This is a genomic window from Rhodococcus sp. BP-349 (assembly GCF_019835845.1).
Taxonomy (GTDB): Bacteria; Actinomycetota; Actinomycetes; order Mycobacteriales; family Mycobacteriaceae; genus Rhodococcoides.
On sequence record NZ_JABUDR010000001.1, the window covers coordinates 341,188 to 353,859 of the forward strand.

Genomic DNA, 12,672 nt, shown 5'->3' on the forward strand with positions numbered 1-12,672 from the left:
GCGTCGATGAGTCCGGTACCCGCCGAGCGGGACTGGAACTGTATCCCCGAGAGGACCCTTCTTGTCCCCCGATCGAGTCACGTCCGACCCCGCCCCGGCGCGCCTGTCCGTCGGCGTCGTGTCCGCAGGCCGGGTCGGTACCGCGCTGGGTGAGGCGCTCGAACGAGTCGGCCACGTCGTGTTCGGCTGTGCCGCCGTCTCCGACGCGTCCCGGCGCCGCGCCGAGACCCGCCTCCCCGACGCGGAGATCCTGCCGGCCACGGATGTGGCGCGGCGCAGTGAACTGCTGATCCTGGCGGTGCCGGATCAGGAACTGGACGCGCTGGTCCGCGGGTTGGCGCGCACCGATGCGGTGTCGCCCGGAACTCTCGTGCTGCACACGTCCGGCGCCAACGGTGTCGGCATCCTCGCGCCGCTGGCGGGCCGAGGAGTGGTGACGATGGCCGTGCACCCCGCGATGACCTTCAGCGGCAAACCCGAGGACACCGACCGTCTGGCGACCGCGTGCTTCGGCATCACGGCGGCCGACGAGATCGGCCTCGCGATCGCGCAGGGACTGGTGCTCGAGATCGGCGGCGAGCCCGTGGGTGTGCCCGAGGAGGCGCGCACGCTGTACCACGCGGCGCTCGCCCACGGGTCGAATCACCTGGTGACTCTGGTCGTCGACGCCCTCGACGCACTGCGGGACGCGCTGGCCCACGAGGAACTTCCCGGCCAGCAGCCGGTGGAACAGCGTCCCGGTGGTGTGGCGGAGCGGGTTCTGGCGCCACTGCTGTCGGCGGCATTGGACAACGTGCTGCGCAGCGGACAGGGCGCGTTGACCGGTCCGGTGGCGCGGGGCGACGGGGCGACGGTGTCCAGGCATCTCGACGCGTTGACCGATCTCGACCCGCGGATCGCCGCGGGCTATCGCGCGATGTCACTGCGTACGGCCGAGCGGGCCGGCGCGGACGACACCGTGATGAACGTCCTGCGGGACAACGAATGAGGAGGCAGCCGTGAGTGCACTCGACGGCGCGTACACACCGGGTGAACTGACGGTGCATCACGCACCCGATGTCGTCCGGTCGGTCACCCGAGCCCTGCGCTCGGCGGGACGCCGAGTCGCGCTCGTGCCCACCATGGGTGCGTTGCACGCCGGTCACGTCCAGCTCGTGGAGATGGCGAAGCGGAGCGGCGCTGTCGTCGTGGTGTCGATCTTCGTCAACCCGCTGCAGTTCGGGGCGGGGGAGGATCTCGACGCGTACCCGCGCACCCTCGACGCCGACCTGGACGTGCTGCGCGCAGCCGGGGTGGAACTGGTCTTCGTCCCGAGTGTGCAGGACATGTACCCGCACGGTCCGCGGACGACGGTGCACCCCGGTCCGCTCGGTGCCGAACTCGAAGGCGCTTCGCGGCCCGGCCATTTCGCCGGGATGCTGACGGTGGTCGCGACGCTGCTCGGCATCGTCGCACCCACCACGGCCTACTTCGGGGAGAAGGACTACCAGCAGCTGGTCCTGATCGACCAGATGGTGCGCGACCTGAACATCGACGTCGAGATCCGGGGAGTCCCCATCGTCCGCGAATCCGACGGTCTGGCCCTGTCCTCGCGCAACCGGTACCTCGACGAGAACCAGCGGTCCCTCGCGGTGGCCCTGTCGGCAGCGCTGATCGCCGGCACCCATGCTGCCGAGGGTGGTTCGGATGCCGTTCTGGCGGCGGCGCAGTCGGTGCTCGACACGGTGCCGGAGGTGGACGTCGACTACCTCGAGGTACGCGGAGCCGATCTCCGTGACGCACCCGAGGAGGGCGACGGCCGGTTGCTGGTCGCCGCCCGCGTGGGCACCACGCGCCTGCTCGACAACGTGGGCGTCGCTCTCGGTACCGGATTCCAGGGTCGCGATCCGGAATCGGCAGCCGGACAACGCCACCTCGGCCACTCCTGACTCCGCGCCAACCGACCGGCCTCCGGCCTGCCCGCGCCAACCGACCGGCCTCCGGCCTGCCCGCTCCAACCGACCGGCCTCCGGCCTGCCCGCTCCAACCGACCGGCCTCCGGCCTGCCCGCTCCAACCGACCGGCCTCCGGCCTGCCCGCAACTCCCGCCCGGCTCCAGACAGGTAAGGACTGACCATGCTCCGCACGATGATGACCTCGAAGATCCACCGCGCCACCGTGACCCACGCCGATCTGCACTATGTGGGGTCGGTGACCATCGATCAGGATCTGCTCGATGCCGCTGCACTGCTCGAGGGTGAGCAGGTGACCATCGTGGACATCGACAACGGTGCTCGGCTCGAGACCTACGTCATCGCGGGACAGCGCGGTTCGGGAGTGGTCGGGATCAACGGCGCCGCAGCGCATCTGGTGCATCCCGGCGACCTGGTGATCATCATCGCCTACGGCATCCTCGACCCCGCCGAGGTCGCCGAGTACGCCCCGAACGTGGTGTTCGTCGACGCCGACAACCGCCCCGTGCAGGTCGGCACCGATCCGGCGGACAGCCCGGCCGGATCCGGGCTGATCTCGCCGCGCACTCTCACCGCGGACACGCGGGACACGGTCTCGGTCTGATGCTGCTCACCGTCGACGTCCGCAACACCAACATCGTGTTGGGCGTGTTCACCGGTAGCGGTGATCACGCGCGGCTCACGCGGCAACGCCGGATGCGGACTGACCCGTCGATGACGGCGGACGAGCTGGCGTTGACGTTCCGCGGTCTCCTCGGTCCCGACGTGGACACCATCACGGGTGTAGCGGCGCTGTCGACAGTGCCGTCGGTGCTGCGTGAGATCCGCACGATGTTGGGGCGATACTGGTCGCACGTTCCCCACGTGGTCGTGGAGCCCGGTGTGCGCACCGGAGTGCCTCTGCTGGTGGACAACCCGAAGGATGTGGGCGCCGATCGCATCGTCAACAGCCTCGCGGCTCACCACCTGTACGACGCCCCGTGCATCATCGTCGACTTCGGGACGTCCACGTGTGTCGACGTCGTGTCGGCCAAGGGGGAGTTCCTGGGCGGATCGATCGCGCCCGGACTCGAGATCTCCATGGACGCGCTCGCGTCCCGCTCCGCGGCGCTGCGCAAGGTCGAACTGGTCCGGCCCCGAGGCGTTCTCGGCAAGAACACCGTCGAGGCCATGCAGTCGGGTGCGATCTTCGGCTTCGCCGGCCTCGTCGACGGGATCGTCGACCGGGTGTGCCTCGAGGTGCCCGGCTTCGACGGCGACGACGTCGTCGTGGTGGCCACCGGCGACACGGCGTCGCTCGTCATGGACGACTCCTCGTCGATCGATCGCATCGAGCCGGACCTCACGCTGGCGGGACTGCGGCTGGTCTACGAGCGCAATCAGGCCCGTCGCCGCTGATCGAGGCCACGAATGTCGAGGTGGCGCGCTGCCGAACTGTGTGCCACACTTTCGGGGTGACTGATCGTACGGGTGCTCGGGAGTGTTGTCGGGGCTGACGCCTGCCCTGACTGTCATCACACCTCCCTGGAGTCCTGCCGTGCTCTCGCTCTCTGCTGTCGCCCCCACGTCTCTGCGTCCCGCCGATCTGCTGCGCCTCACCGATCAAGGTGCGGCCGATGTGCTCGACGGTCGCCATGATGCGCTCCTCCCGCCCGGTGGTGTGTTCCCTACCGGTGAACGGTGGTGTGTCCGTCTGCATTCGGACGATCTGGTCGACCTGTGGCTCATCAGCTGGGTACCGGACAAGTCCACCGAACTGCACGACCACGCCGGTTCGCTCGGCGCACTGACCGTCTTGAGCGGCTCGCTCAGCGAATACCGTTGGAACGGCGCGGGTCTGCATCACCGCCGCCTCGACGCGGGTGATCAGGCGTCCTTCCCGCTCGGGTGGGTCCACGACGTCACCCACGCCCCGGATCCGATGCCGGACCCGGTGACCGTGAGTGGTCCGACACTGAGCGTGCATGCGTACTCGCCGCCGCTGACGGCCATGTCCTACTACGAGATCGGTGAGCGCGGTGCTCTCCGCCGTACCCGGTCCGTCCTGACCGATCTGCCCGAGGGAGACGCGTGATGACGACTCGACCCACCACCCGATCGAGCATCGACGACATGCTCGACCGCGCACGGTCCACGTACCGCCGCACCGACGTCTCCGAGCTGGCCGATGCCGTCGCCCGCGGCGCGGTGCTCGTCGACATCCGCCCCCAGGCTCAGCGCGTGCTGGAGGGAACCATGCCCGGCGCGCTGGCCATCGAGCGCAATGTCCTCGAGTGGCGGTGCGACCCGACGAGCAGCGCACGCCTGGCCATCGCGGTGGACCACGACGTCGAGTGGATCGTGTTGTGCTCCGAGGGCTACACCTCGTCGCTCGCCGCCGCGGCGCTGCAGGAACTGGGGCTCACGCGCGCGTCCGACGTCATCGGTGGGTACCGCGCCATCGTCGATGCCGGACTCACCGGCGTCGTGGGGAGTGCGCGGCACTGCCTGCGCGAAGGGCGCACTCTCGTCGCGCACTGACCTCTCTATAGGCTGGGCAGTCGTGACCGAGACTCCACGCGCAGACACCGACCCCGCCGCCGTTCCCACCGACGACACCCCGGAACAGGTGCGCATCCGCCGCGAGAAGCGCGCGCGGCTGCTGGAGTCCGGGCGCGAGGCGTATCCGGTGTCGGTCGCGAGGACGCACTCGCTGGCCGAGGTACGGGCGGCCCATCCCGCACTCGAGCCGGACGCGCACACCGGTGAGCAGGTGGGGGTGGCCGGTCGCGTCATCTTCCTGCGCAACACCGGCAAGCTCTGCTTCGCGACGCTGCAGGACGGCGACGGCACACAGCTCCAGGCCATGATCTCCCTCGCCGGTGTCGGTGAGGAGTCGCTGGCGCTGTGGAAGTCGGACGTCGATCTCGGCGACATGATCTTCGTGCACGGCGAGGTGATCAGCTCCCGACGCGGCGAGCTGAGCGTCATGGCGGACGAGTGGCAGATGGCGTCCAAGTCGCTGCGCCCCCTGCCCGTCGCCCACAAGGAGATGAACGAGGAGTCCCGCGTCCGCCAGCGGTACGTCGACCTGATCGTGCGCCCCGAGGCGCGGGAGAATGCCCGCCGCCGCGTCGCCGCGCTGCGCGCACTGCGTGACGGGCTCGAGCGCCGCGGATTCCTGGAGATCGAGACCCCGATGCTCCAGACGCTGCACGGCGGCGCCGCGGCCCGGCCGTTCACGACGCACTCGAACGCGCTCGACATCGACCTGTTCCTCCGCATCGCTCCCGAACTGTTCCTCAAGCGGGCGGTCGTGGGCGGCATCGACCGGGTCTTCGAGATCAACCGCAACTTCCGCAACGAGGGCATCGACTCCACGCACTCGCCGGAGTTCGCGATGCTCGAGACGTACGAGGCCTACGGCACGTACGACGACTCCGCGGTGATGACGCGCGAGCTCGTGCAGGAAGTCGTCCAGGCCGTGTACGGGTCGCTGCAGGTCACCCTCGCGGACGGTTCCGCGTACGACTTCGCGGGCGAGTGGACCACCATCGAGATGTACCCGTCGTTGTCGGCGGCCGTCGGCATCGAGGTGACACCGGCGACTAGCCCGGGCGACCTGCGTGCGCTGGCCGATCGGGTGGGTCTCGCCGTGCCGACGGACAAGGGATGGGGCCACGGCAAGCTGGTCGAGGAGCTGTGGGAGCACAGCTGCGGGGACCAGCTCCACACTCCGACGTTCGTCCGCAACTTCCCCGTGGAGACGTCGCCTCTGGTCCGCGCCCATCGCAGCATCCCCGGTGTGGTGGAGAAGTGGGATCTCTACGTGCGGGGCTTCGAGCTCGCCACCGGTTACTCGGAGCTCGTCGACCCCGTCGTGCAGCGCGAGCGCTTCGTCGATCAGGCCCGGCTGGCGTCTGCCGGCGACGACGAAGCCATGGTGCTCGACGAGGACTTCCTCACCGCCATGGAGTACGCGATGCCGCCCACAACGGGTACGGGAATGGGCATCGATCGCCTTCTGATGGCACTCACGGGGCTCGGTATTCGCGAGACCATCCTCTTTCCATTGGTGCGTCCCGACCGCGGCTGAGGGCCGAAAAGAACATTCCACCCGGTACGCTGCAGTGTCTCGGTAATGCGCGCTATTATCGAACTCGCTCGGCGAAGAGTGTCGCCGTGTTCGGAGGGGGGAATGCGTCGAATGGTCAAGAAGGTGACGGTCACGCTGGTCGACGACGTCGACAACGTACCGGCTGACGAGACGGTGTCGATCGGATTGGACGGCACGTGGTTCGAGTTGGATTTGTCCAACTCGAACGCCGATGAGCTGCGGAAAGTGATGGACCAGTGGATCCAGCACGCGCGGCGGGTGTCGACGCGGACGACCGGGGGAGGGTCGGCCGCGAGCACGTCCGGGGGCACGCGGACGCGCGGCGCGGCGGATCGCGCGCGCAGTGCTGCAATACGGGAATGGGCGCGCACGCAAGGTTTCGAGATCAGCGCGCGGGGTCGCATATCGTCCGAGATCGTGCGCGCGTGGGAACTCTCTTCTTGATTCTGCCTACCAGTCGGAGTCATTGTCATTCAATCGGATGACAATGACTCCAATGGATGGGCGAAATGTCCGTCACGGCTCATCACGCCGACCCATTGCCGATGGTGCCGATCAGGAGTAGGCCGTTCGCTGCGGGCGAAGGCAGGAACGGCGAATCCACCGCTGCGCGTGGTAACGAATCTCTGCTGTAGTGCGTTGTGTCTGCATACAAGGGTGCCGGTGTCGCCTGTGAGGGCGCGCCGAGGGCGCGGAAGCCACCGTTCGCCGTCGGATGAACTTCCCCGGCGGAGCGGCACTCGAAGGTCACGGCAACTAGAGTGAGAGTCGGGCTCGAGGTTCGGACTAGAGGGTCCGACGCCTGCCCCGTCATCAGTGTGAGGGAGAGCGATGTTCGAGAGGTTCACCGACCGCGCACGGCGCGTCGTCGTCCTGGCCCAAGAAGAGGCCCGGATGCTCAACCACAACTACATCGGCACGGAGCACATCCTGCTGGGTCTCATCCACGAGGGTGAAGGCGTGGCGGCGAAGTCTCTGGAGTCGCTCGGGATCTCCCTCGAAGGTGTACGCAGCCAGGTCGAGGAGATCATCGGCCAGGGCCAGCAGGCACCGTCCGGGCACATCCCGTTCACCCCGCGTGCCAAGAAGGTCCTCGAGCTCAGCCTGCGTGAGGCGCTGCAGCTCGGACACAACTACATCGGCACGGAGCACATCCTGCTCGGCCTCATCCGTGAGGGTGAGGGTGTGGCGGCGCAGGTGCTGGTCAAGCTCGGCGCCGATCTCAACCGCGTGCGCCAGCAGGTCATCCAGCTGCTGTCCGGATACCAGGGCAAGGAGCCCAGCGAGTCCGGTAGCAGCCGCGGCGAGGCGGGAACACCGTCCACGTCGCTGGTGCTCGACCAGTTCGGTCGCAACCTCACGCAGGCCGCACTCGAGGGCAAGCTCGACCCGGTCATCGGACGCGCGAAGGAGATCGAGCGCGTCATGCAGGTGCTGAGTCGCCGCACCAAGAACAACCCCGTACTCATCGGTGAGCCGGGTGTCGGCAAGACCGCCGTGGTCGAGGGCCTCGCGCAGGCGATCGTCAACGGCGAGGTTCCCGAGACGCTCAAGGACAAGCAGCTCTACACGCTGGACCTGGGCTCGCTCGTCGCCGGCAGCCGGTACCGCGGTGACTTCGAGGAGCGCCTCAAGAAGGTGCTCAAGGAGATCAACACCCGCGGCGACATCATCCTGTTCATCGACGAGCTGCACACGCTCGTCGGCGCGGGTGCTGCCGAGGGCGCGATCGACGCGGCCTCCATCCTGAAGCCGAAGCTCGCTCGTGGTGAACTCCAGACCATCGGTGCCACCACGCTGGACGAGTACCGCAAGTACATCGAGAAGGACGCCGCACTCGAGCGTCGTTTCCAGCCGGTGCAGGTCGGCGAGCCGTCGGTCGATCACACGATCGAGATCCTCAAGGGTCTGCGTGACCGGTACGAGGCGCATCACCGCGTCTCGATCACCGACAGCGCACTCGTGGCGGCCGCGACCCTGGCCGACCGGTACATCAACGACCGCTTCCTGCCGGACAAGGCGATCGACCTCATCGACGAGGCGGGCGCGCGCATGCGCATCCGTCGGATGACGGCGCCGCCGGACCTGCGCGACTTCGACGACAAGATCGCCGATGCTCGTCGGGAGAAGGAGTCCGCGATCGACGCGCAGGACTTCGAGAAGGCCGCCAACCTGCGCGACAAGGAGAAGCAGCTCGTCGCGCAGCGCGCCGAGCGCGAGAAGCAGTGGCGTAGCGGAGACCTCGACGTCATCGCCGAGGTCGACGACAACGAGATCGCCGAGGTCCTGGGCAACTGGACCGGCATCCCCGTGTTCAAGCTGACCGAGGAGGAGACCACGCGTCTCCTGCGCATGGAGGACGAACTCCACAAGCGCATCATCGGCCAGGTCGAGGCGGTCAAGGCGGTCTCGAAGGCCATCCGCCGTACCCGCGCAGGACTGAAGGACCCGAAGCGTCCGTCCGGCTCGTTCATCTTCGCCGGCCCGTCCGGTGTGGGTAAGACGGAGCTGTCGAAGGCTCTGGCGAACTTCCTGTTCGGCGAGGACGACGCGCTCATCCAGATCGACATGGGCGAGTTCCACGACCGGTTCACCGCATCGCGTCTGTTCGGTGCGCCCCCCGGATACGTGGGCTACGAAGAGGGTGGCCAGCTCACCGAGAAGGTGCGCCGCAAGCCGTTCTCCGTGGTGCTGTTCGACGAGATCGAGAAGGCTCACCAGGAGATCTACAACACGCTCCTGCAGGTGCTCGAGGACGGTCGTCTCACCGACGGCCAGGGTCGTACGGTCGACTTCAAGAACACCGTGCTGATCTTCACCTCGAATCTCGGTACGTCGGACATCTCCAAGGCCGTCGGGCTGGGCTTCTCCTCGGGTGAGGGCAGTGGCTCCAACTACGAGCGCATGAAGCTCAAGGTGCACGACGAGCTGAAGAAGCACTTCCGCCCCGAGTTCTTGAACCGCATCGACGACATCGTCGTCTTCCACCAGCTCACCAAGGACGAGATCATCCAGATGGTCGATCTCATGCTGGCGCGAGTGGAGGTTGCGCTCAAGAACAAGGACATGGCCATCGAGGTCACCGACAAGGGCAAGGCGCTCCTGGCCAAGCGTGGATTCGACCCGGTGTTGGGTGCGCGTCCGCTGCGTCGCACGATCCAGCGCGAGATCGAGGACCAGCTGTCCGAGAAGATCCTGTTCGGCGAGATCGAGCCGGGTCAGATCGTGCTGGTCGACGTCGACAACTGGGACGGCGAGGGACAGGGCGAGGACGCGGTCTTCACCTTCCGCGGCGAGAAGAAGCCGATCAGCCTTCCCGACGAGTTGACCGTCGACCTGGCGAAGTCGGGCGAGAGCTCCGAGTAGTACGTACGCACGGCAACGGGCGGGACCCTCACGGGTCCCGCCCGTTCTGCGTTCGTGGTGTCTCTCGCGATGAGTTCGGCCGCACCGCGCGGTCTGTACCGGTATGGCCACAGCAAGCGTGAACAGCATCCTGCTCTCCAGTGACGACCCGGACGCCCTCTCTCGGTGGTACGAGACGGTGTTCGAGGCCACTGTCTCGCGTGACGAGCACCCGTACCAGGTGCTCGACCTCGACGGCTTCTTCATCATGTTCGACAGGCGGGACGACGTCGCGGGTCCGAGCACGGCCGGCGCCCGCATCATCCTCAACGTCGAGATCGACGACCCCGTCGCGACCGCCGCCAGGATCGACGAACTCGGCGGCGAGTGGGTCAGTCCCCTCGAGAATCGCGACGGGCACCACTTCGCGACGGCGAAGGATCCCGACGGCAACTGGATCCAGCTGGTCCGGCTCAGCGACGAGGCAGAGGCCGAGATGGGTCAGCCGACGACGCCGTTCTCCGGTTTCGCCGTCCGCGACATCGACGAGACGGCGGAGTTCTACTCGACCGTGCTGGGGATGCGGGTGATGCGCAACAGCATGGGCATCCTCATGATCCGCATCGACCGTCGTACCACCGTGATCGCGTACCCGAAGCCCGATCACGAGCCGGCGTCGTTCACCGTTCTCAACATCCCCGTCACCGACATCCACGCGTCGGTGGCTGAGCTGACAGAGAAGGGCGTCTCGTTCCTGCGCTACGACGGCTTCCCGCAGGGGGACAACGGCGTCATGACGAACAACGGCCCGTCCATCGCGTGGTTCACCGACCCGTCCGGCAACGTGATATCGGTGATCTCCCGCGAAGGCTGACCCCTTACCGAGTCGAGCTGTCTACGCTGGGTATCGACAGTGATCCGACTCGATACAAGGACGGCAATGCCCACACGCACAGCACGGACAGCATGGAACGGTTCACTCGAGGAGGGCTCGGGACAGGTCGAGCTCTCCAGCTCCAAGGTCGGCACGTACGACGTGTCGTTCCCGAAGCGTGCGGCGGACGACGCGGGCGGCACCACCAGCCCCGAGGAGCTCATCGCCGCGGCGCACTCGTCCTGCTACGCCATGCAGCTCTCGGCCGTCATCGCCGAGGCCGGTGGCACTCCGCAGAGCCTCGACGTCACCGCCGAGGTGTCGCTCGGACCGGACGAGGTCGGCTTCAAGCTGACCGGCATCGCGATCACGGTGCGCGGTGAGGTCGACGGTCTGGACGCCGACGGTTTCGCCAAGGCAGCGCAGAACGCCAAGGAGACCTGCCCGGTGAGCAAGGCTCTGACAGGCGTCGAGATCACGCTCGACGCCGCGCTGGAGAGCTGACCCACCTGCGGGGCCCCGGGTGTGAACCCCGGGGTCACCGCAGCAGGTCGAAGGTGTCCTGGACGACGGCGAACGCGTAGGCGTTGTCGAGCGGCCCGATCGCCTCGTCGGTCTGCAGCTGGGTGGCCACCACCCAGTCCTGGCCCTGCGCATCGGTCAGCAGCCACGACCCGGACACGTCGCCCGCGGCATTCCCGTTCTTGTAGCCGACGTACGGCCACCGGCCGGGATCGACCTCGGCACCTGGGTTCAGTGCGAGGATCTGGCGCACCGTGTCGCTCTGCGGACCCGTGACCAGTGCCGCGTACGCGCGGCAGATGTCGTTCGCGCTGCCGAACCACTCGACTCCGTCCGGGGTACCGGGTCTCGTCGCAATGCCCTGGTAGTCGAGATCGGCATTCAGCGGATCCACGGGCTCGCTGTCGATGGTGCGATTCTCGATGCCGGCCAGGATGTCGCGACGTGTCTGGGTGTCGGCGTTTCGCCACTGCGCACGCAGATCCGGCCGACCCCAGCCGAGAACGAAGAACTCGCGTGTCGTCGGGAACGGCGTCAGCGCCGCAGGATTCGCGTTGCCCATGATCGTCACCTCGGACTCGACGGCGTCCCGTCCGATGCGGTCGATCAGCAGATCGGTGGCCGTGTTGTCGCTGATCGCGATCATCGCGTCCGTCGCCTCGCGCACTGTCACCGGGGTGCCCTCGGGCGCGAACTGCAACTGGCCCGACGGGGCGGACTTGCGTGCGTCGGTCACGATCAGCTGCTCGTCCCACGACAGCGTCCCGTTGTCGACTGCCCGGGCGACCGCGCCGAGCACGTACAGCTTCGCGACGGAGGCGAGCGGCAGAGAGTCGTCCGCGTTGAGGCTGTGGACGGGAGCGCAGGTGCCGTTCGTCACCCGCGAGGCGACGTAGGACGTGCGAGCACCGAGGGCGGTGAGCGCGGCGTCCGACGAGGCGAAGGAGTCGACGCCCTCGGTGTCGGGCAGAGCCTGGATCCCGGACAACAGGCCGTCCTCGGTGGCGCGCAGTCGCAGCGTCACGGGAGCGTTCCGGCCGGTGTCGAGCTGCACGGTGGACTCGAGGCCGTCCTCGGTCCGCTCGCCCACGGTGAGGGGTCCACTCGCCAGGATCTGCGCGACGGGACCGAGCAGCCCGCCGACCTGAGCCAGTGCCTGCGCCAGTTCCGGTGCGGCGAACGAGTCGATCGCGGCCGGGTCGAGTGTGGTGGGGTCGGACGCCGTGATCCAGCCGAGGACCGTGTCGGTGACCGTCGTGATGGGTGCGTCGGTCACCGGTGCAGCGGTCGTGTCGGCGGGTTCCGTCGTCGACCCGTCGCCGCGCGCGGCTCCGGACTCGAGCAGCGGATCGACGCCTGCGGAGCATCCAGCGAGCGTCAGAGTCGCGGTGACGGCAGCGGCCAGAAATGCGTACCTACGTGACGTGGGCATGTGGTGACGACCTCGTTCCCGCTCGAACAGCTGCGGCTCGAACTGCTGGGGTTCGAACTGCTGGAAAACCGACCTTACCTACAGTCGTGTCCGGGTTTACCGGTCGGCCGGTCCGTCTCGGCGGGCCGGAACGTCCAGCACGACGTCGAACTCCAGTAACGAGGCGCCCGACGCGACCGGCTTCGCCCGCTCACCGGAGTGGGCCTCGCGAGCCGGCCCACCCGACCAGGCCTGGAACGACTCCTCGTCCTCCCACTGCGTGACGACGAAGTAGCGGTTCTCGCCCTTGACCGGGCGGAGCAGCTGGAAGCCCAGGAAACCGGGCGAGCCGTCGACCGATCCGGCGCGGGCGGCGAAGCGCTTCTCGAGTTCGGGGCCGGCGCCCTCGGGCACCTCGATGGCGTTGATCTTGACCACTGGCATGGACCCGAGGCTACCTGCGACGGTTACG

Annotated in this window: 13 protein-coding genes; 11 read left to right on the forward strand and 2 right to left on the reverse strand. The window is 67.8% G+C overall.

Features of this window, described 5'->3' with window-relative positions:
* The first annotated feature begins 61 nt into the window (after nucleotides 1-61).
* The 11 genes from HQ325_RS01625 to HQ325_RS01675 all read left to right on the forward strand — a co-directional run bounded on the left by HQ325_RS01625 (nucleotide 62) and on the right by HQ325_RS01675 (nucleotide 10,771).
* Nucleotides 62-988: a Rossmann-like and DUF2520 domain-containing protein gene (locus tag HQ325_RS01625; protein ID WP_222626429.1), complete on the forward strand. Its 927-nt coding sequence runs from the start codon at nucleotides 62-64 to the stop codon at nucleotides 986-988.
* Between the two features lie 10 nt (nucleotides 989-998).
* A complete protein-coding gene (gene panC / locus HQ325_RS01630; protein WP_222626430.1) occupies nucleotides 999-1,928 on the forward strand; it encodes a pantoate--beta-alanine ligase in 930 nt (309 codons plus the stop codon).
* A 187-nt stretch (nucleotides 1,929-2,115) separates the two neighbouring features.
* Nucleotides 2,116-2,556, forward strand: coding sequence for an aspartate 1-decarboxylase (panD, locus tag HQ325_RS01635; RefSeq protein WP_027506465.1), 441 nt, complete (start codon nucleotides 2,116-2,118; stop codon nucleotides 2,554-2,556).
* Nucleotides 2,556-3,350 carry a type III pantothenate kinase gene (locus tag HQ325_RS01640; protein ID WP_222626431.1) on the forward strand — a complete coding sequence of 265 codons (795 nt, stop codon included), beginning with the start codon at nucleotides 2,556-2,558 and terminating at the stop codon, nucleotides 3,348-3,350. The genes panD and HQ325_RS01640 overlap by 1 nt, the downstream gene beginning before the upstream one ends.
* A gap of 139 nt (nucleotides 3,351-3,489) precedes the next feature.
* Nucleotides 3,490-4,026, forward strand: coding sequence for a cysteine dioxygenase family protein (locus HQ325_RS01645; RefSeq protein ID WP_222626432.1), 537 nt, complete (start codon nucleotides 3,490-3,492; stop codon nucleotides 4,024-4,026).
* Entirely contained in the window at nucleotides 4,026-4,472 is a 447-nt protein-coding gene (locus tag HQ325_RS01650) for a rhodanese-like domain-containing protein (RefSeq protein WP_222626433.1), read from the forward strand. Before HQ325_RS01645 ends, HQ325_RS01650 begins: the two co-directional genes overlap by 1 nt.
* Nucleotides 4,399-6,027, forward strand: a complete 1,629-nt coding sequence (gene lysS / locus HQ325_RS01655) for a lysine--tRNA ligase (protein ID WP_222626434.1) — start codon at nucleotides 4,399-4,401, stop codon at nucleotides 6,025-6,027. Before HQ325_RS01650 ends, lysS begins: the two co-directional genes overlap by 74 nt.
* Nucleotides 6,028-6,138: 111 nt before the next feature.
* Nucleotides 6,139-6,492, forward strand: a complete 354-nt coding sequence (locus HQ325_RS01660) for an Lsr2 family protein (RefSeq protein ID WP_222626435.1) — start codon at nucleotides 6,139-6,141, stop codon at nucleotides 6,490-6,492.
* A gap of 387 nt (nucleotides 6,493-6,879) precedes the next feature.
* Entirely contained in the window at nucleotides 6,880-9,414 is a 2,535-nt protein-coding gene (locus HQ325_RS01665) for an ATP-dependent Clp protease ATP-binding subunit (RefSeq protein ID WP_027506459.1), read from the forward strand.
* A 103-nt stretch (nucleotides 9,415-9,517) separates the two neighbouring features.
* A complete protein-coding gene (locus HQ325_RS01670; protein WP_222626436.1) occupies nucleotides 9,518-10,267 on the forward strand; it encodes a VOC family protein in 750 nt (249 codons plus the stop codon).
* Between the two features lie 66 nt (nucleotides 10,268-10,333).
* Nucleotides 10,334-10,771, forward strand: coding sequence for an OsmC family protein (locus tag HQ325_RS01675; protein ID WP_222626437.1), 438 nt, complete (start codon nucleotides 10,334-10,336; stop codon nucleotides 10,769-10,771).
* Between the two features lie 34 nt (nucleotides 10,772-10,805).
* Here HQ325_RS01675 and HQ325_RS01680 read toward each other — a convergent pair whose 3' ends face one another.
* Together HQ325_RS01680 and HQ325_RS01685 are read right to left on the reverse strand one after the other, a co-directional pair.
* Nucleotides 10,806-12,221: a serine hydrolase gene (locus tag HQ325_RS01680; protein WP_222626438.1), complete on the reverse strand. Its 1,416-nt coding sequence runs from the start codon at nucleotides 12,219-12,221 to the stop codon at nucleotides 10,806-10,808.
* A 96-nt stretch (nucleotides 12,222-12,317) separates the two neighbouring features.
* Nucleotides 12,318-12,644, reverse strand: coding sequence for an antibiotic biosynthesis monooxygenase (locus tag HQ325_RS01685; RefSeq protein ID WP_222626439.1), 327 nt, complete (start codon nucleotides 12,642-12,644; stop codon nucleotides 12,318-12,320).
* Nucleotides 12,645-12,672 lie beyond the last annotated feature (28 nt).